The 23,456-nt window shown below is 71.2% G+C and carries 19 protein-coding genes and 2 pseudogenes; 12 read left to right on the plus strand and 9 right to left on the minus strand.

Annotated elements, in window-relative coordinates:
• Window positions 1-117, minus strand: a pseudogene (locus tag AB0E98_RS03560) (non-canonical purine NTP pyrophosphatase); the annotation flags it as partial.
• A gap of 6 nt (window positions 118-123) precedes the next feature.
• Here AB0E98_RS03560 and AB0E98_RS03565 point away from each other — a divergent pair.
• A complete protein-coding gene (locus tag AB0E98_RS03565) occupies window positions 124-1,413 on the plus strand; it encodes a M1 family metallopeptidase (protein WP_361698181.1) in 1,290 nt (429 codons plus the stop codon).
• 108 nt (window positions 1,414-1,521) lie between these two features.
• A complete protein-coding gene (locus tag AB0E98_RS03570) occupies window positions 1,522-1,890 on the plus strand; it encodes an MmcQ/YjbR family DNA-binding protein (protein ID WP_361698183.1) in 369 nt (122 codons plus the stop codon).
• Window positions 1,891-1,897: 7 nt separating this feature from the next.
• Here the strand turns inward: AB0E98_RS03570 and AB0E98_RS03575 are convergent, their stop codons facing one another.
• The gene (locus AB0E98_RS03575) at window positions 1,898-3,445 is read right to left on the minus strand and encodes an alpha/beta hydrolase (protein WP_361698185.1); all 1,548 of its coding nucleotides are present in this window, start codon (window positions 3,443-3,445) and stop codon (window positions 1,898-1,900) included.
• Between the two features lie 180 nt (window positions 3,446-3,625).
• Between AB0E98_RS03575 and AB0E98_RS03580 the strand changes: the two genes are divergently transcribed.
• The 4 genes from AB0E98_RS03580 (at window position 3,626) to AB0E98_RS03595 (ending at window position 9,571) form a co-directional block, all read left to right on the plus strand.
• Window positions 3,626-4,834: a CaiB/BaiF CoA-transferase family protein gene (locus AB0E98_RS03580; protein WP_361698187.1), complete on the plus strand. Its 1,209-nt coding sequence runs from the start codon at window positions 3,626-3,628 to the stop codon at window positions 4,832-4,834.
• Window positions 4,831-5,973: an acyl-CoA dehydrogenase family protein gene (locus AB0E98_RS03585; RefSeq protein WP_361698189.1), complete on the plus strand. Its 1,143-nt coding sequence runs from the start codon at window positions 4,831-4,833 to the stop codon at window positions 5,971-5,973. Before AB0E98_RS03580 ends, AB0E98_RS03585 begins: the two co-directional genes overlap by 4 nt.
• A 48-nt stretch (window positions 5,974-6,021) precedes the next feature.
• Entirely contained in the window at window positions 6,022-7,236 is a 1,215-nt protein-coding gene (locus AB0E98_RS03590; RefSeq protein ID WP_361698191.1) for an acetyl-CoA C-acetyltransferase, read from the plus strand.
• A gap of 142 nt (window positions 7,237-7,378) precedes the next feature.
• Window positions 7,379-9,571 carry a 3-hydroxyacyl-CoA dehydrogenase NAD-binding domain-containing protein gene (locus tag AB0E98_RS03595; protein ID WP_361698193.1) on the plus strand — a complete coding sequence of 731 codons (2,193 nt, stop codon included), beginning with the start codon at window positions 7,379-7,381 and terminating at the stop codon, window positions 9,569-9,571.
• Window positions 9,572-9,616: 45 nt separating this feature from the next.
• On the opposite strand, the gene AB0E98_RS03600 is transcribed toward AB0E98_RS03595, so the two are convergent.
• Window positions 9,617-10,351 (minus strand): MerR family transcriptional regulator, encoded by a 735-nt coding sequence (locus AB0E98_RS03600; RefSeq protein WP_361698195.1) that lies wholly within the window; start codon window positions 10,349-10,351, stop codon window positions 9,617-9,619.
• A gap of 155 nt (window positions 10,352-10,506) precedes the next feature.
• On the minus strand, window positions 10,507-12,045 hold the full coding sequence (locus AB0E98_RS03605; protein WP_361698197.1) for a M1 family metallopeptidase: 1,539 nt from the start codon (window positions 12,043-12,045) through the stop codon (window positions 10,507-10,509).
• Between the two features lie 168 nt (window positions 12,046-12,213).
• Between AB0E98_RS03605 and AB0E98_RS03610 the strand changes: the two genes are divergently transcribed.
• Entirely contained in the window at window positions 12,214-14,199 is a 1,986-nt protein-coding gene (locus tag AB0E98_RS03610; protein WP_361698199.1) for a Xaa-Pro dipeptidyl-peptidase, read from the plus strand.
• A 297-nt stretch (window positions 14,200-14,496) separates the two neighbouring features.
• Window positions 14,497-16,038 (plus strand): carboxylesterase family protein, encoded by a 1,542-nt coding sequence (locus AB0E98_RS03615; protein WP_361698201.1) that lies wholly within the window; start codon window positions 14,497-14,499, stop codon window positions 16,036-16,038.
• A 10-nt stretch (window positions 16,039-16,048) separates the two neighbouring features.
• On the opposite strand, the gene AB0E98_RS03620 is transcribed toward AB0E98_RS03615, so the two are convergent.
• Both AB0E98_RS03620 and AB0E98_RS03625 read right to left on the minus strand, forming a co-directional pair.
• Window positions 16,049-16,942: a dihydrodipicolinate synthase family protein gene (locus AB0E98_RS03620; protein WP_361698203.1), complete on the minus strand. Its 894-nt coding sequence runs from the start codon at window positions 16,940-16,942 to the stop codon at window positions 16,049-16,051.
• On the minus strand, window positions 16,942-17,751 hold the full coding sequence (locus AB0E98_RS03625) for an aldolase (RefSeq protein ID WP_361698205.1): 810 nt from the start codon (window positions 17,749-17,751) through the stop codon (window positions 16,942-16,944). The genes AB0E98_RS03620 and AB0E98_RS03625 overlap by 1 nt, the downstream gene beginning before the upstream one ends.
• A gap of 98 nt (window positions 17,752-17,849) precedes the next feature.
• Between AB0E98_RS03625 and AB0E98_RS03630 the strand changes: the two genes are divergently transcribed.
• Entirely contained in the window at window positions 17,850-18,431 is a 582-nt protein-coding gene (locus AB0E98_RS03630; RefSeq protein WP_361698207.1) for an XRE family transcriptional regulator, read from the plus strand.
• Between the two features lie 33 nt (window positions 18,432-18,464).
• Here AB0E98_RS03630 and AB0E98_RS03635 read toward each other — a convergent pair whose 3' ends face one another.
• From AB0E98_RS03635 to AB0E98_RS03645, 3 genes and pseudogenes are all read right to left on the minus strand, one after another.
• Window positions 18,465-19,280 (minus strand): hypothetical protein, encoded by an 816-nt coding sequence (locus AB0E98_RS03635; RefSeq protein ID WP_361698209.1) that lies wholly within the window; start codon window positions 19,278-19,280, stop codon window positions 18,465-18,467.
• A 341-nt stretch (window positions 19,281-19,621) separates the two neighbouring features.
• Complete coding sequence (locus tag AB0E98_RS03640) at window positions 19,622-19,849, minus strand: DUF397 domain-containing protein (protein WP_361698211.1); 228 nt, start codon at window positions 19,847-19,849, stop codon at window positions 19,622-19,624.
• A gap of 82 nt (window positions 19,850-19,931) precedes the next feature.
• Window positions 19,932-20,531: pseudogene (locus AB0E98_RS03645) on the minus strand (DUF5753 domain-containing protein); the annotation flags it as partial.
• A gap of 258 nt (window positions 20,532-20,789) precedes the next feature.
• Here AB0E98_RS03645 and AB0E98_RS03650 point away from each other — a divergent pair.
• The 3 genes from AB0E98_RS03650 (at window position 20,790) to AB0E98_RS03660 (ending at window position 23,429) form a co-directional block, all read left to right on the plus strand.
• A complete protein-coding gene (locus tag AB0E98_RS03650) occupies window positions 20,790-20,990 on the plus strand; it encodes a hypothetical protein (protein ID WP_361698213.1) in 201 nt (66 codons plus the stop codon).
• Window positions 20,987-21,184 (plus strand): hypothetical protein, encoded by a 198-nt coding sequence (locus AB0E98_RS03655; protein WP_361698215.1) that lies wholly within the window; start codon window positions 20,987-20,989, stop codon window positions 21,182-21,184. The genes AB0E98_RS03650 and AB0E98_RS03655 overlap by 4 nt, the downstream gene beginning before the upstream one ends.
• 97 nt (window positions 21,185-21,281) lie before the next feature.
• Window positions 21,282-23,429 carry an alkyl sulfatase dimerization domain-containing protein gene (locus AB0E98_RS03660; RefSeq protein WP_361698217.1) on the plus strand — a complete coding sequence of 716 codons (2,148 nt, stop codon included), beginning with the start codon at window positions 21,282-21,284 and terminating at the stop codon, window positions 23,427-23,429.
• Window positions 23,430-23,456 lie beyond the last annotated feature (27 nt).

The raw sequence follows: 23,456 nt of genomic DNA on the forward strand, positions 1-23,456 counted from the left end.
CCGGAACGCCTTCCCCCGGTGGCTGATCGCGTTCTTCTCCTCCGCCGTCAGCTCCGCGCACGTGCGCGTCTCGCCCAGCGGCTGGAGGATCGGGTACGACCCGATGCCCGCCGCACCGCCGACGTGCCAGGCTACTTCCCCCGGCACGGCTCCCACGGCCACCGCACCCTCGCCTACGACCTCCGGCTGGGCTACGACCCAGGCCGGGCCTGGCTGGACGGCCACGCCCGGATCCACGCGGTCGCCAACGACCGTACGCGCGTGGTGGCGCTGGACCTGGCCCGGCTGGCGGTGAGCTCGGCGCACCTCGACGGGGAGCCCGTCGCGGTCCACCGCCGCGACGGCAAGCTCCTCCTGACCGCCGCCCGGGCCCTCGTGCCCGGGCGGCCGTTCGTCCTCGACATCCGCTACGCGGGCCGGCCGAAGCCCGTCACCACGCCCTTCGGCGGCGTCGGCTGGGACCGCACCGGCGACGACCACGACGGGACGCTCGTCGCCTCCCAGCCCGTGGGCGCCCCCTCCTGGTTCCCCTGCAACGACCGCCCCGACGACAAGGCCGCCTACACCTTCACCGTCACCGTGCCCCGGGGCCACCACGCCCTGGCCAACGGCACGCTGCGCGAGCACGTGCCCGTGGGCGACGGCGCCACGGAGCGCTGGACGTACCACCACCCCGGCCCCATGTCCTCCTACCTCGCCGCCCTCTACACCGGCCGCTTCACCCACGAGGAGCGCGGCGGCGTCCGCAACTCCTACCCGCCCCACCTGGCCGAACGGGCCCGCCACGACCTGGCCCGCCAGCCGGAGATGCTGCGCGCCTTCGCCGGGCTCTTCGGCGACTACCCCTTCGAGTCCTACGGGGCGGTCGTCGTCGACGCGGAGCTGGCGGCGCCGGTGGAGAACCAGACGCTGTCCGTCTTCGGCGGCAACCACATGGACGGGCGGCGCGGCTGGGAGACGCTCGTGGCCCACGAGATCGCCCACCAGTGGTACGGCAACAGCGTCGGCCTCGCCGACTGGCGGCACATCTGGCTCAACGAGGGCTTCGCCACGTACGCGGAGTGGCTGTGGTCGGAACACCTCGGCGAGGACGACGCCGACACCCTGGCCCGGCAGGCGTGGCAGGACCTCTCCGGCCGCCGCCAGAACCTCCGCATCGCCGACCCGGGCCGGCGCAGCCTCTTCGACGACCGGGTGTACGTCCGGGGGGCCTGCACGCTCCACGCGCTGCGGCTGGCCGTGGGGGACGACGACTTCTTCCGCGTCCTGCGCACGTGGCACGACACCCACCGGGGAGGCAGCGCGGACACGGACATGTTCCTGGCCCACGCCGAGCGGGTGACGGGCCGTGAGCTGGGCACGGTGCTCCACCCCTGGCTCTACGACAAGCGGTTGCCGGCCTTCCCGGCGTGAGTGGGCCCCGGGAGACGGGAAGGGGCGGGATCGGGGATCATCTCCCCACAGACCCCACAGACCCTGCAGATCCCACAGACCCCCAGCGACTCCCGGAGGCACCACCCCATGCCCACCCTCAAAGTCCGCGACCGCGTCCGCACGTTCGCCCTCTCCCTTCCCGGTGCCTTCGAGGACTTCCCCTGGGACGAGAGCGCGGTCGTCAAGGTCAACAAGAAGATCTTCGTCTTCCTCGGCGCCGAGGGGGACGCCGAGTCCGCCGGCATCGGTCTCAAGCTCATGGACGAGGCGTCCCACGGCCACGCCCTCACCGTCCCCGGCGCCGCGCCCATGGGCTACGGGCTGGGCCGCTCGGGCTGGGTGACCATCCCGCTGACCGGCACCGACGTACCCGTCGAGCTGCTCCGCGACTGGGTGGAGGAGAGCTACCGGACCATCGCCCCCAAGCGGCTCGTAGCCGAGCTCGACACGGACTGACGTCGATCTACTTGGAACAGCTCTGGTCGCGTGAGGGCAACTCGCCGGTGGCGAGGTAGTCGTTGACCTTGTCGTCGACACACGCGTTCTGGTAAAGGCCGTAAATCGCGTGCCGGTTGGCGCCCTCCAGGGTGAGCAGCTTGGAGCTCGGCAGCATTCCGTGGAGGGCGACGGCGCCCTTGTGCGGCGTGCGCGGGTCACCGGTGGCCGACACGATCAGCGCCTTGGCGTCCTGGGTCACCTGGGTGGGTTCCTCCCGGGGCCGGTCCCAGAACGCGCACGGGCCGATGTTGTCGACCAGCGCGCCGAAGCGCGGGTACGCGGCGCGGCCGCGCTCGATGTCCCGCCAGTAGACCTCGGGGTCGCGCGGGGCCGCCCGGTCCCCGCAGATGACCGCGGACTGCACGCTGCCGTGGGGCGACTGCTCGCCGGTCGTCGCGAGCCGCAGGATCCCCGCGAACTGGGGCGACAGCCGGGTCGGTCGCCCGGCCGCGGCCTTGTTCAGCACGGACACCTGCTCGCCGAGCGCCGCCCGGGACACATCGGTGTCGCTGTCGAGCCCGGCGAGCAGGATGAACGGGATATGGGTGTCGTCCAGCCGGAAGACCTCCGGGGCGGTGCCGACGGTCAGCGGACCGCGCGCGGACGCCCTGATGACGCGGTCGACAGTCGCGAGTACCTGGGCACGAGTACGCCCGAGGCCGTACGTCTCGTCGCGGGCGGCGGCCCATCCGGCCCAGTCGGCGAGCGCCCGCTCGTTCGCGCCGACGGCCTTCCGGAGCAGCCGGGGGCCGAACTCGCGCGGGTCGACGGCCCCGTCGAGGACCACGCGGTCGGTGCGTCCGGGGAACATCTGGGTGTAGACGGTGCCCAGGTAGGTGCCGTACGAGTAGCCGAAGTAGGAGATCTTCCTCTCGCCGAGCGCACCGCGGATGACATCCATGTCACGGGCCGTGTTGCGCGTGGTGACGTGCGGCAGCACGGAGGCGTCGGTGGCACGGCACTTGGCGGCCAGGTCCTTCTGGAGAGCGACCTGCCGCTCGAAGCCCGCCCGGCCGAGACCGGCCGAGAAGAGATTGGTGCCGACCGGCCAGCCGCAGTCCAGCGGGGTGCTCCGACCGACGAAGCGCGGGTCGAAGCCGACGATGTCGTACCGCGGGCCCGCCTTCTTCATCCACGCGCGGAACTCGGGCGGGGACTCGACGGCGGAGCCTCCGGGACCGCCGTTGTTGAGCAGGATCGAGCCGATGCGGTGGCGGGTGTCGGTGGCCTTGAGCCGGGATAACGCGACGGTGAGCGTACGGCCCCGCGGGTCGGCGTAGTCGAGCGGCACGACGACGTCCGCGCACTGCGCACCGGCCTTGTCCAGGCCGACGCCCACAGTGTCGCCCGGACCCTTGGCGCAGCGGCCCCAGCCCAGGCTCTGGTCGTAGTAACGGTCGAGCCCGGCCCCGGGTTCGGAGGCGGTGGGGGCCGCGGCGGCCGTCGCGGTGGGGGCCGAGCCGAGGCAGGCGGCGAGGGCGAGGCCGATGATGGAGTTCCGTGGATATCTCACACCGTCAGACGCTAGGCGGAACAGCCGTTCCCACTCATTACGACTGTCCCCCCACCCCCAGTGGGGGTATCCCTACCGGCGAACCCGCACGGACGGTCCGCAAGACCCTTGTGGTCGGTAGAACACGTTCTTAACATCACGAGTGTTACAGCGGTTGTGTCACAAGGACGTGGGGGCCGTATGGATGACGGGACAGGGACGGCAGTGAGCGGGCCGCTCGCCGGAGTGCGGGTGGTCGAGCTGGCGGGCATCGGGCCCGGCCCGTTCGCCGCCATGCTTCTCGGCGATCTCGGCGCCGACGTGGTGCGTGTCGAGCGGCCCGGTGGGCCCGGGCTGGCCATCGATCCGGCCCACGACATCACCAACCGCAACAAACGCTCCGTCCTCGTGGACCTCAAGTCCGAGGACGGCGCGCGTACCGTCCTCGACCTGGCCGCCCGCGCGGACGTCCTGATCGAGGGCTACCGCCCCGGCGTCGCCGAACGCCTGGGCGTGGGTCCCGACGCCGCGCTGGCCCGCAATCCCGCGCTCGTCTACGGGCGGATGACCGGCTGGGGCCAGGACGGGCCGCTCGCGCCCAGCGCCGGGCACGACATCGGCTATATCGCCGTCACGGGTGCCCTGGGTCTGACCGGGCCCGCCGACGGCCCGCCCTACGCCGCCGCCAATCTCCTCGGCGACTACGCGGGCGGCTCCCTCTACCTGGTCATCGGGGTCCTCGCCGCCCTCCAGCACGTCCGCGCCGGCGGCCCGGGGCAGGTCGTGGACGCCGCGATCGTCGACGGCACCGCCCATCTCACCGTGATGCTCCACGGCATGCTCGCGGCCGGCCGCTGGCAGGACCGGCGCGGCGCCAACCTCCTCGACGGCGGGGTGCCCTTCTACGGCACGTACGAGACGGCCGACGGCGGGTACATGGCGGTGGGCGCGCTCGAGCCGCGCTTCTACGCCGAGTTCACCCGCCTCCTCGGCCTCGACCAGGAAGTACCTCCCCGAGAGGACCCCGCCCGCTGGGGCGAGCTGCGCGCCGCCATCGCCGAGCGCTTCCGGCAGCGCTCCCGTGCGGAGTGGACGGAGGTTTTCGAAGGCTCGGACGCCTGCGTGGCGCCCGTCCTGTCGTTGCGCGAGGCACCGAACCACCCGCACCTCGCCGCGCGCGCCACCTTCACCGGCCACGGCGGCATCACCCAGCCCGCGCCCGCCCCCCGTTTCTCCGCCACCCCCGGCTCCGTGCGCCGGCCGCCCGCGCGGCCGGGGGCGGACACCGCCGAGGTGGCCCGTGACTGGGACGTCCCCGGTCTCGGACGGCAGGCCGAACGGTACGTCGAACGGCACGAACCGCACGCGCCGGGCGCCGGCGCGGCAGAGAAAGGCAGTCAGAACCGATGAAGCGTCAGCTCTTCACCGCCGACCACGAAGCCTTCCGCGAGACCGTGCGCACCTTCCTCGCCAAGGAGGTGGCCCCGCACCAGGAGCGGTGGGAGAAGGACGGCATCGTCTCCCGTGACGCCTGGCGGGCCGCCGGGCGTCAGGGGCTGCTGGGCCTCGCCGTGCCCGAGGAGTACGGCGGCGGGGGCAATCCGGACTTCCGCTACAGCGCCGTGCTCTCCGAGGAGTTCGCCCGCGCCGGCGCGGCCGGCCTCGCCGTCCAGCTCCACAACGACATGGTCGGCCCGTATCTGGCGGGCCTGGCGACCGAGGAGCAGAAGCGGCGCTGGCTGCCGGGGTTCTGCTCGGGCGAGACGATCAGCGCCATCGCCATGACCGAGCCCGGCGCGGGCTCCGACCTCCAGGGCATCCGCACCACCGCCGAGGACCGCGGCGACCACTGGCTGCTCAACGGCGCCAAGACGTTCATCTCCAACGGCATCCTCGCCGACCTGGTCGTCGTCGTGGCCCGGACGACGCCGGAGGGCGGCGCCAGGGGGCTGAGCCTGCTGGTCGTCGAGCGGGGCATGCCGGGCTTCGAGCGCGGCCGCAACCTCGACAAGATCGGGCAGAAGGCGCAGGACACCGCCGAGCTGTTCTTCGACGACGTCCGCGTCCCCAAGGAGAACCTGCTGGGCGAACCGCAGGGCGCGTTCGGCCATCTGATGGCCAATCTGCCGCAGGAGCGGCTGAGCATCGCCGTCTCCGCGATCGCCGCGGCCGAGCACCTGCTGGAGATCACCACCCGCTACGTCAAGGAGCGCGAGGCGTTCGGCCGGCCGCTGGCCGGGCTCCAGCACATCCGCTTCGAGATCGCCGAGATGGCCACCGAGTGCGCGGTCACCCGCACCTTCATCGACCGCTGTGTCACCGACCACGACCGGGGCGAGCTCGACGCCGTCCACGCCTCCATGGCCAAGTGGTGGGCGACCGAGCTCCAGAAGCGCGTCGCCGACCGGTGTCTGCAACTGCACGGCGGGTACGGCTACATGGCCGAGTTCCCGGTGGCGAAGGCGTTCACCGACGGGCGGATCCAGACGATCTACGGCGGTACGACCGAGATCATGAAGGAGATCATCGGCCGCTCCCTGCTCTCCTGACCCCTTCCCCTCCCCGACCCTCCCCAACCCCCTGAAAGGCCCACGCCCTTGAGCACCGAAGCGTACGTTTACGAGGCGATCCGCACCCCGCGCGGCCGTGGCAAGGCCAATGGCGCCCTCCACGGCACCAAGCCCATCGACCTCGTCGTCGGGCTGATCCACGAGCTCCGGCGGCGCTTCCCGGACCTCGACCCCGCCGCGATCGACGACATCGTGCTCGGCGTCGTCAGCCCCATCGGCGACCAGGGCTCCGACATCGCCCGGATCGCCGCCATCGCCGCCGGGCTGCCCGACACCGTGGCGGGCGTCCAGGAGAACCGCTTCTGCGCCTCGGGCCTGGAGGCCGTCAACCTCGCCGCCGCCAAGGTCCGCTCCGGCTGGGAGGACCTGGTCCTCGCGGGCGGTGTGGAGTCGATGTCGCGGGTGCCCATCGCCTCCGACGGCGGCGCGTGGTTCGCGGACCCGATGACCAACCTGGACGTCGACTTCGTGCCCCAGGGCATCGGCGCCGACCTGATCGCCACGCTCGGCGGCTTCTCCCGCCGTGACGTGGACGCCTTCGCCGCGCGGTCGCAGGAGCTGGCCGCCGCCGCGTGGAAGGACGGCCGCTTCGACCGTTCCGTGGTGCCCGTACGCGACCGCAACGGCCTCGTCGTCCTCGACCGCGACGAGCATCCCCGCCCCGGCACCACGGTCGACTCCCTCGCCGCCCTCAGGCCCTCCTTCGCGGCCCTGGGCGAGCAGGGCGGCTTCGATGCGGTGGCCCTCCAGAAGTACCACTGGGTGGAGAAGATCGACCACGTCCACCACGCGGGCAACTCCTCGGGCATCGTCGACGGCGCGTCGCTCGTGGCCATCGGCAACCGCGAGGTCGGCGAGCGCTACGGACTGCGGCCCCGGGCCCGTATCGTCTCGGCCGCCGTCTCCGGCTCCGAGCCGACCATCATGCTCACCGGCCCGGCCCCCGCCACGCGCAAGGCGCTCGCCAAGGCGGGGCTGACCATCGACGACATGGACCTGATCGAGGTCAACGAGGCGTTCGCGGCGGTCGTGCTGCGATTCGTGGAGGAAATGGGCGCGGACCTGGAGAAGGTCAACGTCAACGGCGGCGCCATCGCGCTCGGGCATCCGCTGGGGGCGACGGGCGCGATGCTGCTCGGCACGGTCGTCGACGAGCTGGAGCGGCGGGACGGACGGTACGGGCTGATCACGCTGTGCGTCGGGGGCGGGATGGGGATCGCGACGGTGGTGGAACGGGTGTGAATTTCCGCCCCTGGGGGCACCTCCCAGCGGTAGCTGGGGGAGCTTGAGGACCGGGGTCTGGGGCGGAGCCCCAGGAAACGGTGAAGGGGCGGGACCGGGGCCCCACAACCATCGGCCACCACACACCACGGAGACCCGAACAATGACCGAAACCACCATCCGCTACGACCGCGACGCGGACAATGTCGTCACCCTCACCCTCAACGACCCCGCCCAGTCCGCCAACACCATGAACGACGCCTTCAAGGCCTCCCTCACCGCGGTCGCCGACCGCCTGGAGGCCGAGAAGGCGGAGATCCGCGGCGTGATCTTCGCCTCCGCGAAGAAGACCTTCTTCGCGGGCGGCGACCTCCGCGAGCTGATCAAGGCCACTCCCGCCGACGCCCGACGCGTCTTCGACGCCGGCATGGCCGTCAAACGCGACCTGCGCCGCATCGAGACCCTCGGCGTCCCCGTCGTCGCCGCGATCAACGGCGCCGCCCTCGGCGGCGGTTACGAGATCGCCCTCGCCTGCCACCACCGCGTCGCCCTCGACGCGCCCGGCACGAAGATCGGCCTGCCCGAGGTCACTCTCGGCCTGCTGCCGGGAGGCGGCGGCGTCGCCCGTACCGTACGGCTGCTCGGCATCACCGACGCCCTCCTCAAGGTCCTGCTCCAGGGCACCCGGTACGACCCCCGCCGCGCCCTGGAGGCGGGCCTGATCCACGAGGTCGCCTCCGACCCCGAGGACCTGCTGGCCAAGGCCCGCGCCTTCATCGACGCCCACCCCGACTCCCGTCAGCCCTGGGACGAGAAGGGCTACAAGATCCCCGGCGGCACCCCCGCCAGCCCGCGCTTCGCCGCGAACCTCCCCGCCTTCCCCGCCACCCTGCGCAAGCAGACCGGCGGCGCCCCCTACCCCGCGCCCCGCGACATCCTCGCGGCCGCCGTCGAGGGCTCGCAGGTCGACTTCGAGACCGCGCAGGTCATCGAGGCCCGTTACTTCACCGAGCTGGTCACCGGGCAGACCGCCAAGAACATGATCCAGGCGTTCTTCTTCGATCTCCAGGCCGTCAACTCCGGCCGCAGCCGCCCGCAGGGCATCGCCCCGCGCACCGTCGGCAAGGTCGCCGTCCTCGGAGCGGGCATGATGGGCGCGGGCATCGCCTACGCCTGCGCCAAGGCCGGCCTCGACGTCGTCCTCAAGGACGTCTCCGCCGAGAACGCCGCCAAGGGCAAGGCGTACTCGCAGCGCATCCTCGACAAGGCCGTGGCCAGGGGCCGGACGACCGAGGCCGAGCGGGACGCGGTGCTCGCCCGGATCACCCCCACCGCCGGCGTCGCCGACCTCGCGGGCTGCGATGTCGTCATCGAGGCGGTCTTCGAGGACCCGGCGCTCAAGCACAAGGTCTTCCAGGAGATCCAGCAGGTCGTCGCCCCCGACGCGCTGCTGTGCTCCAACACCTCCACGCTGCCCATCACCCTGCTCGCGGAGGGCGTGGATCGGCCCGTCGACTTCGTCGGGCTGCACTTCTTCTCGCCCGTCGACAAGATGCCGCTGGTGGAGATCATCAAGGGTGAGCGCACCGGCGACGAGGCCCTGGCCCGCGCCTTCGACCTGGTCCGGCGGATCCGCAAGACGCCCATCGTCGTCAACGACTCCCGGGGCTTCTTCACCTCGCGCGTCATCGGCCGGTTCATCAACGAGGGCGTGGCGATGATCGGCGAGGGCCTCCCCGCCGCGTCCGTCGAGCAGGCGGCGGCCCAGGCGGGCTACCCGGCGAAGGTGCTCTCGCTGATGGACGAGCTGACCCTCACTCTGCCCCGCAAAATCCGCGAGGAGACCCGGCGAGCCGTGGAGGAAACCGGTGGCACGTGGGCGCCGCACCCGGCCGACGCGGTCATCGACCGGATGGTGGAGGAGTTCGGGCGCACCGGCCGGAGCGGCGGCGCCGGGTTCTACGACTACGTGGACGGCGAGCGCGCCGGGCTGTGGCCGGGGCTGGCGGAGCACTTCGGCCGACCGGACACCGGGGCGGACGCCGGGCCGGAGGCCGGGATCCCCTTCGCCGACATGGTGGAGCGGATGCTCTTCTCCGAGGCCCTGGACACCGTCCGCTGTCTGGAGGAAGGCGTGCTGACGTCGGTCGCCGACGCCAACATCGGCTCGGTGATGGGCATCGGCTTCCCCGGCTGGACCGGCGGCGCCCTCCAGTACGTCAACGGCTACGAGGGCGGGCTGCCGGGCTTCCTGGCCCGCGCCCGCGAGCTCCAGGAGGCGTACGGCGAGCGGTTCGCGCCGCCCGCGCTGCTGGTGGAGAAGGCGGAGAAGGGCGAGACCTTCACGGACGCCTAGGCGTGCCGGGCGGCGGGTCGGGTGCCCCCTGGGGGCACCCGGCTGTCACTCGTCCGCGAACGTCGCCTTCAGCTCCTCGTGCATGGACCGCTGAAATGCCGTGACCAGGGCCTGCACCACCAGTGGCTGCATGTGCGCGGACAGCTGGCGCATCGACTCCACCTGGTCCGGGTCGTTCTCCCGCCGCCGGTACGGTCCCCACACCTGCGACTGGAAGAGACGCGTCAGCTCCTTGGCCGTCGCTCGTGTGTGCTCCAGGACCACGGCCCTGGCCTGGCGCAGCGTCTCCAGTGAGACGGGGACGTCGAGCAGCCGGACGCCCAGGTGGAGGATGGTCGGGTCGACCTTGTACGTCGACGGCGGAAGGCCCTCCCCGCGCTCCAGGACGTTCATGGCGGCCAGCCGGTCGAGGTCGTCCTCGGTCAGCGGCCGGCCCGCCCGGCGCTCCAGCTGCTCCCGGGTCGCCTCCTCCGCGCGATCCGGGGCCCAGGAGGCCACGAGGGCGCGGTGCAGGGCCAGGTCGTGGGCGTTCAGGTCCGGCGGGAGGCGGTGGAGATAGCGCTCGATGGCGGCGAGCGTGAGGCCCTGGTGCTGGAGTTCCTCGATCAGCGCGAGCCGGGACAGGTGGCCGGAGCCGTAGCGTCCGACGCGGCGGGGGCCTATCTCGGGCGGGGGCAGCAGGCCCCGGGTGCTGTAGAAGCGGACCGTCCGGACGGTGACGCCGGCACGCGCGGCCAACTCGTCGACGGTGAGGGAGGGTTCCTCGGTCCCGGTGGCCATGTGGTGCCTCGCTCTCTGTCGCGCCCTCGCGTCCTGCGCCCTGCGGGTTCAACAGTATTGCTGTGCCACCACTGCCGCGAAAGCCCCGGCCGTACGAACGGCACAGGGCCCGTCGTCCGTGACGACGGGCCCTGTGCCATTGCGGTACGGGTGGATCAGTGCTGGTGGCCGTTCTGCGCTGCCTGGATCTTCTTCCAGGACTTGGGCTCGGCGGCCTTGGCCGGCGCCGCGAGCGACTTGCCGGACTTGGCGGCCTTGGGGGCGGCCTTGCCGGCCTTGCCGATGCCGTCCTTGGCGGCGACGGCGGCGCTCGGCTTGCCGTCCGTGAAGAGCCAGGTGTCGAAGAGGCTCTTCAGCTGCTTGCCGGAGGCCTTCTCGGCGTACGCCACGAAGTCCTGCACCGAGCCGTTGCCGAACTTGTTGTCGGTCTGCCAGCCCTTGAGGATGGCGAAGAACACCTTGTCGCCGACGTTGTTGCGGAGCGCCTGGAGGGCGATCGCGCCACGCTGGTAGACGGCGGCGTGGAACTGGTTGTCGGCGCCCGGGTCGCCCGGCTTGACCTTCCAGAAGGCGTTGTCGGCCGGGATGCCGTCGTAGGCGTAGTCGGCGAGCTCCTGCGTGGTGCCCTCGCCCTCCTTGTCCGACCACAGCCACTGCGCGTAGGTGGCGAAGCCCTCGTTGACCCAGATGTCGCGCCAGTTCTTCACCGACACGTTGTCGCCGAACCACTGGTGGGCGAGCTCGTGCACGACGAGGGAGGTGTTGGCGCCGTTGGCGAAGCCGGAGGGGCTGTAGTACGGGCGGGTCTGGGTCTCCAGCGCGTAGCCCGTCTTGACGTTCGGGACGTAGCCGCCGATCGCGTTGAACGGGTACGGGCCGAAGATCTTGCTCTCCCACTCGATGATCTCGGCGGAGCGCTCGACGCTGGCCTTGGCCGGGGCGAGGTTGTCGCCCAGGTCCTTGCTGTAGGCGTTGAGGACCGGAAGGCCGTCCGCCGTCTTGTCGGTGGTGATGTCGAACTTGCCGATGGCCAGCGTCGTCAGGTACGAGGCCTGCGGCTTGGTGGCGCGCCAGTTGTAGCGAGTCCAGCCCAGCTTGGACGACTGCGACTTGAGCTCGCCGTTGCTGACGGTCTGGAGGCCGTCCGGCACCGCGATGGAGATGTCGTAGGTGGCCTTGTCGCGCGGGTGGTCGTTGCTGGGGAACCACCAGGCCGCGGCCTCCGGCTCGTTGGCCACGACCGCGCCGTCGGGGGTGCGCTGCCAGGCGGAGTACCCGCCGATCTTCACCTGCGAGGGGGTGCCGCTGTAGCGGACCACGACGGTGATCTGCTTGCCCTCGGGCAGCGGCGCGGAGGGAGTGATCTCCAGCTCGTGGTCGCCCGACTTGGCGAAGAAGGTCGGCTTGCCGTTGACCGTCACCTCGCTCACGTCCAGGGCGAAGTCCAGGTTGAAGCGGGACAGCGCCTGGGTGGTGGTGGCGGTGAGGGTGGCCGTGCCCTCCAGCTTGTCCGTCTGCGGCTGGTACTTCAGCCGGAGGTCGTAATGGGAGACGTGATAACCGCCGTTCCCGGCCGTCGGGTAGTACGAGTCGCCGACGCCCGGAGCGCCCGGCGTGGGCTCGGCCGCCGATGCCGGGATCGCCAGCAGCAGGGAGGCGGCGGCCGCGGCCGGAACGATCAGTCTGTGACGCACGAGGCACTCCAACTCGTAGGGGGCGAGAGATCAATCGCAGCCTATGTACTCATTGGCGGGGCGGGTATGTCCATGGTGGTTTCTGTCATGTGATCGACACACCGGTGACACCGTAGACCCCGCAAACCCCCTTCTGCACAGCGGTTTTCCCGCGCTACCGTCCGCACCATGCCGATACGCACGCGGAACTCCCGCGTTCCCTGGACGAAATCCCTTCCCACGGCCCTGACGGCCCTGATCGCCCTGCTGGCCGTGCTCCTGCCGACCCCGGCGCTCGCCGCGACCTCGGCGAACGGCGGGAAACCAACGGGCGAGAGCAGACCCGTCTACTCCTACGACCGGGCCGTCCGCGAGTCCGTGTGGGTGGACATCCGCGTCGACGGCGACCGCGACGGCCGCTCCGACCGGGTGGCCGTCGACATCGTCCGCCCCCGCGAGGCCGCCGAGCGGGGCCGCAAGGTGCCGGTCGTCATGGACGCCAGCCCGTACTACTCCTGCTGCGGACGCGGCAACGAGAGCCAGAAGAAGACGTACGACGCCCAGGGGAACCCGTCCCAGTTCCCCCTGTTCTACGACAACTACTTCGTCCCGCGCGGCTATGCCGTCGCCCTGGTCGACCTCACCGGAACCAACCGTTCCGATGGCTGCGTGGACATCGGCGGCCGCTCCGACGTCCAGTCCGCCAAGGCCGTCGTCGACTGGCTGAACGGCCGCGCCCGCGGCTACTCCACACGTACGGGGACCACCGCCGTCACGGCCGACTGGACCACCGGCGCGGTGGGCATGATCGGCAAGAGCTACGACGGCACGATCGCCAACGCCGTCGCCGCCACCGGCGTCAAGGGCCTCAAGACGATCGTCCCCATCGGGGCCATCAGCTCCTGGTACGACTACTACTTCGCCAAGGGCGCCGCCCTCTACGACGGCGGCCCCGACGGCCTGGCCGACGGCATCGAGAGCCCCGAGGCGCGCGGCCGCTGCCAGGCCGTCCAGCGCGAACTCGTCGAGGGCGCGCCCCGCACCGGCGACTGGACGCGGCTGTGGAGCGAGCGCGACTACGTGAAGGACGCCGGCAAGGTGCGCGCCAGCGTCTTCGCCGTGCACGGCATGCAGGACCTCAACGTCCGCTCCAAGCACTTCGGCCAGTGGTGGGACGCGCTCGCCGCGCACGGCGTCGAGCGGAAGGTGTGGCTCTCCCAGGCGGGCCACGTCGACCCGTTCGACCTCCGCCGTGAGACGTGGGTGACCACCCTCCACCGCTGGTTCGACCACTACCTCCTCGGCTACGACAACGGCGTCGAGCGCGAGCCGATGGCCGACGTCGAGCGGGCCCCCGACCAGTGGTCCACCGACCGCGTCTGGCCGCCGACCGGGACGCGCACGGCCGTCCTGCGGCCGGGTACGGGCGCGGTGCCCGGTGTGGGCACGCTGGGCGCGGACCCGGCTCCGCGCGGCGCGACGGCGGAGTTCACGGACGACCCGAAGCTGAGTGAGACCGACTGGGCGACGAAGATCGACACGCCCACCGGCGACAAGGCGGGCTTCGTCACCCGCCCGCTCTCCCAGGACCTGCGACTGGCAGGCTCCTCGACGGTCCGGCTGACGGTCACGCCGTCGACGTCCTCGGCGCACCTCTCCGCCGTCCTCGTCGACCTCGGCCCGGCCACGATCCGCAACTACGCGGGGGACGGGGAGGGCATCCTCACCCTCCCGGACAGCGACTGCTGGGGGGCCGGGACGCCGGCCGACACCGGCTGCTTCAAGCGGACGGCGGCGGACCGGACCTCGGTCGGCCACACGGTCCTCAGCCGCGGCTGGGCCGACCTGGGCCACTACGCGAACCTCGCCCAGGGCCGTCCCCTGACCCCCGGCAAGCCCTACACCATCACCCTCGACCTCGCCGCCACCGACCACGTCGTCCCGGCGGGCCACCGCCTGGCCCTGATCGTGGCCGGCACGGACGCGGGCCTGATCGTCCCGGCGAGCACGACGCCGCGCGTGACGGTGGACCTCCACCGGGCGTCGGCCCAGCTGCCGCTGGTGGGCGGCGCGGCGGCGTTCGTACGGGCGACGCGGGGTGATGTCCCGGCGGGCGTCGCTCCCGTGGCGCCGCCGCACGGGCTGCGGGTGCCGGAGCTGACGCACCGGCCGTAGCCCTGGGGGCGGTTGTCCGGTTCAGGCGGTCCATTTCACCGAGAGGTGAAAGTTAAGGTCCTCGCCTGGAAACAACCAGAGGAGGATGCGGAGGGGCCGTTCCCCTCCGCCATCCAACGGGCCCGGATTTGTGAACGGAACGGCTCCTACCTGTCGAGATGCGGCGGCTGGAAGTACTTCCAGTCGCTGACGCCCCGGTCCGTAATTCGCTGGCCCCCACCCCGGCCCGGCGGGATGATGGCGTGCTGTCGGCGCGGCATCCCTGACCGCGTTCTCCCCGCACGGGAAGGGACTGCGATGACAATTCCCGCGTCCGGACCACCGACGGACTCCGAGCCCGAGGTCCGCACAGCGGCCGGGGTGCTGCGCGGCCGTACGGAAGGGGACGTGGCTGTCTTCCGTGGCGTCCCGTTCGCCGAACCGCCGGTGGACGCGCTCCGGTTCGCCGCGCCGCAGCCGGTGAAGGGCTGGGACGGCGTGCGCACGGCCGTGTCGTACGGGCCGCCACCTCCGCAGGCCGGTTTCTTCGGCATGGACGCGCTGGCGCGGGACGCGGCGGGCACCGACTGGCTGACGGTCAACGTCTGGTCGCCCGAGCCGTACCCGGGAACGGGACTTCCCGTGATGGTGTGGATCCACGGCGGCGGCTACAGCTTCGGCACGGCACGTCTCCCGGAGTACGACGGGGCCCGCCTCGCGCGGGACGGCGGCGTCGTCGTGGTGACGTTCAACTACCGCGTGGGCATCGAGGGCTTCGTGTCCATCGACGGGGCACCCGCCAACCGGGGCCTGCTCGATCAGGTGGCCGCACTGGAGTGGGTGCGCGACAACATCCGGGCGTTCGGCGGTGCCCCGGACCGGGTCACGGTCTTCGGCCAGTCGGCGGGGGCGGGGTCGGTCGCCGCGCTGCTGGCGATGCCACGTGCGGCCGGGCTCTTCCGCCGGGCGGTCGCGCAGAGCGTGCAGGGAACGTTCTTCTCACCCGCCCTCGCCGCCGACATCGCCGCCACCTGCGCGGCCGAGCTGGGGCTGCGACCCACCGTGGCCGATCTGTCGGACGTGGACCCCTACCGCCTGTCCGCCGCCGGTGACGCGGTCGCCGCCAAGTTGGCGTCGTTCGCGGAACGCTGGGGCCGGCCTGCGTGCAGGTCGATCCCGTTCTCGCCCGTCGTCGACGGCGATGTCCTGCCCGTCACCCCCTGGCAGGCGCTTGCCGAGGGCGCGGGCCGGGACGTCGGCCTTCTGGTCGGGCACACCCGGGACGAGCAGCGGCTGTTCGGCGCACTCGACGGCACGCTCGGCCGGGTGACGGACGAGCAGGCGGCGACCGCTCTCCGGCTCTTCGCCCCCGGCCCCGACGGCGCGCGCCGGTACGGTGACGGCTTCCCGGACGCGGGCCCGGAGAAGCTGTACGAACTGATCCACTCGGACTGGCTGTTCCGCATGCCGAGCCTCCACCTCGCCGAGGCGCGGATCAGCGGCGGCGGACGCGCCCATGTGTACGAGCTGACCTGGCCCGCGCCGGGAATGGGCGGTGCCCTCGGCGCCTGTCACGGCCTCGACGTCCCTCTCGTGTTCGGCAATCTGGACAGCGGCGGGCCCGCCGCGCTCTTCGGCGAGAGCCCCTCCCCCGCCGCGGAGGAGCTGTCCGCGTCCATGCGCGCCGCGTGGACGGCCTTCGCCGCCCACGGCGACCCCGGCTGGCCCGCGTACGACGCCGAGCGGCGCCTCACACGGATCTTCGACACACGACCGGCCGTCATCGCCTATCCCGAGGAGACCTCCCGCCTCCTCTGGCAGGACCACACCTTCCCGGCACTGCCGCTGATCAACGGATAGCCGTCCCCGCTCAGGCGCCCAGCGCGCCCAGGAGTGCGCGGAGTTCCTCCCGCTCCCCGGCGGGCAGCGGCAGCAAGGGTGGGCGGGGCGGGCCCACGGGGCGGCCCTGGAGGTCCAGTCCGGCCTTGACCGCGCGGGGCAGTCCGTGGCCGACGATGAACTTCAGCAGGGGCAGCAGCTCGGCCAGCAGCGCGTCGGCCGACGGCGCGTCGCCGGCCCGGGAGGCCTCGTAGAGGTCCAGGCAGCGGCGGGGCAGCAGGCAGGGCGCCGCCGTGCACCAGCCGACGGCTCCGGAGCGGAACGCGTCGAGGGCGACCGGATTGCTGCCGTTGTAGACGGACAGGGCGCCCTCGGATCGCTCCAGGATCTCGCGGAAGCGTGCGACCTGCCCCGAACTCTCCTTCACCATCGTCAGGTTCGGGATCTTCTCGGCGAGCGCGACGATCGTCTCGGGTGACAGATCGACGCCACTCGTGCCCGGGTTGTTGTAGAGCATCACGGGGAGGTCGGTGGCCGCCGCGACGGTGGTGAAGTGGTGGCGGAGCTCGTCCGGGGTCAGCTTCCAGTACGTCTGGGCCAGCACCATGATCGCGCTCGCGCCGTGGCGAGCGGCCGTCCGGGCCCGGCGCACGGTCGTCTCCGTGCTCCAGTGCGAGACGCCGACCAGCGTCGGAACCCGGGCGGCCACGGTCTCCAGGGTGGTCGCGCAGACGGCGTCCCACTCGGCGTCCGTCAGATAGGCGCTCTCGCCGGTGCTGCCCAGCGGCGCGACGGCGTGGCTGCCCGCGTCCACCAGATCGGCGGTCAGCCGGCGCAGGGCTTCGAGGTCCAGCTCCCCCGTTTCCGGGGAGAACGGGGTGACGGGGTACGCGATGATCCCGGCGAGCGGCGGCGGTACGGACATCACAGGGCCTTCCCTTCGGTCGTTCCGGTGGTGAGGCAGTCGGGGTGGTTGCGCAGCGCGCGACGCGCGTAGTACGCGAAGTTCGCCTGGCTGCGCCGGTCGGCGGATGTCCAGTCGTGCGCCTCTTTGGCGAGCTCGTGCGGCAGGGGCCGGACGGTGCCGGCGGCCATCGCCAGCAGCTGGAGCCGGGCGGCGCGCTCGATGAGCATCCCCAGGTTGCATGCTTCCTCCACACTCGCGCCTGTGACGAGCTGGCCGTGATGGGCGAGGAGAATGGCCCGCTTCGGGCCAAGGGCGGTGGTGATGATCTCACCCTCCTCGTTGCCGACGGGCACACCGGGCCAGTCCTTCAGGAAGGCGCAGTCGTCGTAGAGGGGGGTGGTGTCCATCTGGGAGATCACCAGGGGGACTTCGAGCATGGCGAGGGCGGAGGTGTGGAGGGAGTGGGTGTGGACGATGCAGTTCACGTCCTCGCGGGCCCGGTAGATCCAGGAGTGGAAGCGGTTGGCCGGGTTGGCCATGCCGTCGCCTTCGAGAACGTTGAGGTCCTCGTCCACCAGCAGGAGGTTGTCCTCGGTGATCTCGTCGAAGCCGAGCCCGAGCCGCTGGGTGTAGTACGTGCCCGGGGCCTCGGCGCGGGCGGTGATCTGCCCGGCGAGCCCCGAGTCGTGGCCGCCGTCGAACAGGATGCGGCAGGTGAGGGCCAGTTTCTGGCGGGTGGTCAGAGCGGATTCGCCGAAGTGCTCGCGCATCTGCCGCTGGGCGCGCTCGACGAGGGATCCCTTCGTGTCGCGCAGGGTCGTTGCCATGTGCGGTGCTCCAATCTCGGGAAACCTCGATCACGATATGACACAAAGTGTCATGCGGGAAGAGGGGCGTACTAGGATTTCCACCGGTCGAGAGGGAGATGAGCACGGTGATCAATCGGGTGCGGCAGCTACGCAAGGAACGGCTGATGACCCTGGAGGTCCTCGCCGAGCGCGCCGGCGTCACCAAGAGCTATCTGTCGAAGGTCGAACGGGGCCAGAGCACGCCCTCCATCGCCGTCGCCGCCGCCCTCGCCCGAGCCCTGGACGTCCACCTCGACAGCCTGTTCACGGAGGCCGAGCAGCTGACGGATGTCACGGTGACCCGGGCCGGGGAACGCAGCCTCCTCACCCCCGAGCAGGAGCCCGGCTCCCACTACGAGGGCATCGCCCTCCAGGCCAGCACGAAACGGATGACACCATTCATGCTGTATCCGCCGCACGACGCGGACGGGGTGCCCTTCCGGGACCACCCGGGCGAGGAATTCCTCTTCGTCCACACGGGACGGGCGGAACTCCTCTTCCCCTCACGCTCCGTCGAGCTGGGCCCGGGCGACTCCGTCTACTTCAAGGCCACCGTCCCGCACAAGGCACGCTCCCTGAGCGCGGAGCGAGCGGCACTGCTCCTGATGGTCTGCGACGACCACGACGCACCGGAGACGCCGCACCCGCACCTCCCTTGAGGTGCGGGTGCGGGGTGGGCGCCGCCCGGGGGTTTACTGCCCGGGGGTGTAGGTCACGACGACGCAGCCGTTGTGACCGTTCGCGGCCTTGGCGCGGGCGGTGTTGCCCACCCAATTGCCCTTGCCTCCGTGCGAGCCCAGGCCGGTGCGGCCCTTGGGGCAACCGTCGGGCACGTTGACGGCCTGGCCTCCCGCTCCGCCCAGTCCGGCCTTGTTGCCGGCGCCGGACGTTCCGGGGCTCCCGTCACCACCCGCGGCCGTGGCCAACGTTGCCGCCGGATCGCCCGCATCATCGGACCTTCCAGAGCTCGACGTAATGCACCTCGCCACTTGCCCGCCCTTGTTGGTGGCGGGAAGCCGGGGCGGCTGCCCACGGTGTGCTGCCGACTGGCCGCCGTAGCCACCCTGGGCCTTTGCGCGGAAGGTCATCCGTTGCGGACCCACGGCAGTATTGCCAATGGAGGATTCCCCTGCCAGTCCGCCGTCATCGTCGGTGAACCCGTAACCGCCACTGCCTACTTTGACGAGCAGCGGGTACTTCCCTGTCTTCTCGTCCCTCGGCGGCGCGGGGAACCGGCAGCGGACACTGGCCCCGCCTCCTCCGCCATTTCCGCCCCAGGCGGTCGTGGAGTCACTGGTCGCCGCAAGCCCGGCCCCGCCCGCACCCCCACCCCCGACCAGTTCGACGGTGATCGTGGTGACACCGGCCGGCACATTGAACACGATGCCCGTGCCGGGCTTGTCGAAGACCTTTCTGACCGGCTTTGGCGCCCGTGACGGGCCCGCGACAGCGGGCCCGGGCGCCGACAGCGCGCCGACCACCAGCCCCACGACGACCGGCCCGGCCACGAGCGTGCGAAACGACCTCAACGCTATGGTCTCCCGCCGGGCTAGTTGTCACACACCGGGGGAACGACCTGGTCGCTGACGTCACCGAGGGCTCCGCAGATGATCTGCTGCACCGGACCGTCGGCGTGGGCCGGTGCGGCCATGGCCACACCGGCGAGAGCGAGCGCGACACCTGCTGCGGCAGCGGCAATGACACGACGGATACTGTTGATGGCTGGCCTCCTTGGAGATGGCGGCGATCGCCGCGTTACACCTGCGGAGGCTGCCCTTCCATGCGTCAGCTGATACGCCCGCCCACGGGTGCGCGAGCGCTCGACAGGGCGCACCGGGGTGCCGTGGGACTACACGGCGGGCCGCCGCGCCCTGTCCTTGACTCCCGTCACGAACGCGGACCAGGAGGCGGCGGGCAGGGCGAGCACGGGCCCGTCAGGGCACCGCTTACTGTCCCGGACGGGAACGACGCCGGTAGGGACGAGTGCGGGGGCCCATTCGACGCACGTTCCGCCGTTCCCATCGCTGTAGCTGGACTTCACCCATATCGCGTGGGAGAGGTCGAGGGTGGTGCTCATGAGCGTATGCCTCCATAACGTGCCGGATGAGACAGAGAGAATCCGGCAGGGACAGGGCATTGGCGCGTAGCCGCTCATACGTCGCGCGCGCTTCGTCGACTACTTCCGGCGAGTCATGCACTTGCCCCCGCACGTAGCTCTCCGCGTACAGGACTTCGGTCCCGTCCTGCTGCCTCAGCAAGATAAACGGCGTTCCCCTCGCTGGCATGCCGCCGAAGGGGAGCATCTGAACCGTGATGTTCGGATGCTCGGACACCGCCACCAAGTGTTGGAGTTGCCTCCACATAACGTCAGCTCCACCCAGACCGGACCACAACACGGCCTCTTGAAGGATGACCCAGAAGGACGGCGGGTTGGGCGCGTCGAACACTTCGCGGCGTCGCATGCGGTCTTCGACGCACTGCTTGATGCGAGGTGCGGAGTCACCCGGGCGGACCGATCGGTAGACGGCTTCGGCGTACTCGGGTGTCTGCAAGATCCCCGCAACCAGCACGGGCGAGTAGTCGCAGACGCCAGCCGCTTGGCGCTCCAGCTGGAGATACGGGAGCATCCATGCTGGATTCCCCGCATCCGCCGTCCGTTGCCGCATCCGCGCGTAGACACCCGGCGTACCGAACACCTGGTCGCACATCTCCGCAAACTGCGGCGACGCGAGCTGCTGGCCGCTCTCGACCTTGCTCACGTACGGTTGCCGACACCACAGCTTGTCGGCCAGCTGGGTCTGCGTCCACCCGGCGTGCTTCGCGGGCGTGCTTGATCTCCTTGCCGAACATCACCGCGGGCGTTTCGACCGCCTCTTCCTCGTTCACGCGTTCAATCCCCTGCATTCCAGAGCTTCCTGGAATGCCAAACTGTCTGGTCAGCCACATGTCACGGGTGGAGTCTGAGCCTCGACTTAATTCCCGCTCAACCAGCGTGGAACACACGGAGGTTCAAACAAATGACAACACCGACGGCGATCACCTACCGCCCCGGCGTATGGCTGATCGACACCCGTCTCAACCGGCTCGGCCGCCTCATGGCCACCGAAGGCGGCCGCGCTCAGCTCCGCCCGCCGCGCGGCGGGCGCGAGTGGGACGCCGGCCCCGTCGCGCTGCGGCTGGCCACCCCCGTCGAGAAGCGCGCGGCAGGTGTCCGGTGACGATCCCTCTCCCCCACACCGGCGGGGCGCCCGGAACGTCCGGCGCGCCATGCCCGCGATGCGCGCTCTTCGCCCGCGCGAAGGCCGGAGCCAAGGAGCGGTGCGACCCGATGGCCCTCGCGCAGTACGAGGCGGCGGAGAAGGCCCACCGGGCCCAGGCGCACCCAGGCCATCCGGTGAACTCCCTGGCTTGATCGCCACCTTGCGGCCCGCTCCACGGGATTCCTAGCGTGGTCGCGTCCCTGGCACAGGCCAGTGGCGCGACCACACGACCCCACAGGAGACCGTCGTATGCCCGGCGCCTTGGAGCCCATCGAGCCCTCCCCGTTCGTCGCGAACAAGAACCGCGCGGTCGCCGGCGGCCTGCCGGCGTCGAGCGGGGCGGAACTCGGCAACGCACTTCGCAACCGCATCGCCCCGCCGCCCGCCGACCTGCCGGTCATCACGTCCCGTACGGACCCGGCGAAGGTGGTGTGGACCTTCTCCGGCTACGACTTCCTCACCGACGACCCGACCGCCCCGGCCCCGGACACCGTCAACCCCAAGCTGTGGCGGCAGGGTCAGCTCACGGCCATCGCGGGCCTGTTCAGGGTGACGAACGAGGGCGACGCCCGGCAGATCTACCAGGTGCGCGGCTACGACCTCTCCAACATGACGATCATCGACGGCGACACGGGCCCGGTCGTCATCGACCCGCTGGTGTCGTTCGAGACCGCCGAGGCCGCGCTCAGCCTGTACCGCACGCAGACCGGCGACCAGCGGCCCGTCTCCGCGCTGATCTATACGCACAGCCACGTCGACCACTTCGGCGGCTCCCGGGGCCTCTTCGGCGGCGCCGAGGCGCCCTCGACCTTGCCCGTCTACGCACCCACCGGCTTCCTTGAGCACGCCATCAGCGAGAACGTGTACGCGGGCCCGGCCATGGCCCGGCGCGCCGAGTACATGTACGCGGCCGGTCTGGGCAAGGGGCCGCAGGGGCAGGTCGGCACCGGGCTGGGGCTGACCTCCTCCACGGGTGAGGTGACGCTCATCCCGCCCACCCACAGCGTCGGCGAGGGCCCGGCCACCCCACGCGAGGAGTGGTCGGACGACTACGTGATCCCGTGGCGGAAGGGTCTGTACGCCCGGAAGATCGACGGCGTCACCATGATCTTCCAGCTCACGCCGGGCACCGAGGCCCCGGCGGAGATGAACTTCTACTTCCCCGAGATCCGCACGCTGTGCATGGCGGAGAACGCCACCCACAACCTCCATAACATCTTGAGCCTGCGCGGCGCCCAGGTCCGCGACGCGCACGCCTGGTCGACGTACCTCACCGAGGCGATCCAGGCGTTCGGCCCGTACACCGACATCGAGTTCGCCTCCCACCACTGGCCGCGCTGGGGCAACGCGGAGATCCTCGAATACCTCGGCAACCAGCGGGACATGTACGGCTACCTCAACGACCAGGCCCTGCGGCTGATCAACGCCGGGTACACGGGCATCGAGATCGCGGAGAAGCTCCAGGAGCTGCCTCCCAAGCTCGCCGACCTCTGGTATACCCAGGGCTTCTACGGCTCCCTCAGCCACAACTTCAAGGCCGTCTACCAGCGCTACATGGGCTGGTTCGACGGCAACCCGGCCCACCTGTGGAACCTCCCTCCGACCGAGGCCGGGGTGAAGTACCTGGAGGCCATGGGCGGGCCCGAGGCCGTCGTGGACATCGCGCGGCGGGCGGTCGAGTCGGCCGAGCCCGACTACCGCTGGGCCACCGAGCTGCTCAATCACGTCATCTTCGCCTCCGGCGACCCCGACGGCTACCGGGTCCCGCCGGAGGTCCTCCAGCAGGCCAAGGCCCTCCAGGCCGAGGTCATGACCCAGCTCGGCTACGGCGCCGAGAACGGCCCCTGGCGCAACTTCTACCTCTCCGGTGCCGACGAACTCCGCATGGGCCACGCACAGAAGCCCCAGGTGAGCGGTGCCTCGGACTTGGTGCACAGCGTGACCCTGGAACAGTTCTTCACCTCGATGGCCAAGAGCGTCGACGGCCCCAGGGCCGGTGCGGAGCAGACCGGGCCCATCGTGCTGCGCTGGACCGTCACCCACGGCGGGCAGGGCTCCGGCACGAAGCCCGAGCAGCCGCCCGCCCGGGTGCCCGAGACGTGTACGACGACCCTGCGCAACGGAGTGCTGGTGTACGTGGCCGGCGAGGACGTCATGGCCGACCTGTCCGGCAACGGGACCAAGGTGACCGAGGCGAGGATCTCCCTCAGCCGCGAGATGCTCGACGAGCTGGTGCTCGCCGGGCCCCGGTTCACCGAGCACTTCGACAACGCCGTCGGCCACGGCATCACGGTCGAGGGTGACCTGTCCGCACCCGACACGGTCTTCGGCTATCTGACCTTCCCCGACGTGGTCTTCCCCATCGTCACCCCCCGGCCGAGCAAGTCCGGCAACTAGGGCGCGCCGAAAAACACAGTGTCCCCC

It is taken from the genome of Streptomyces sp. NPDC037389 (assembly GCF_040636475.1).
GTDB classification, from domain to species: Bacteria; Actinomycetota; Actinomycetes; order Streptomycetales; family Streptomycetaceae; genus Streptomyces; species Streptomyces hesseae.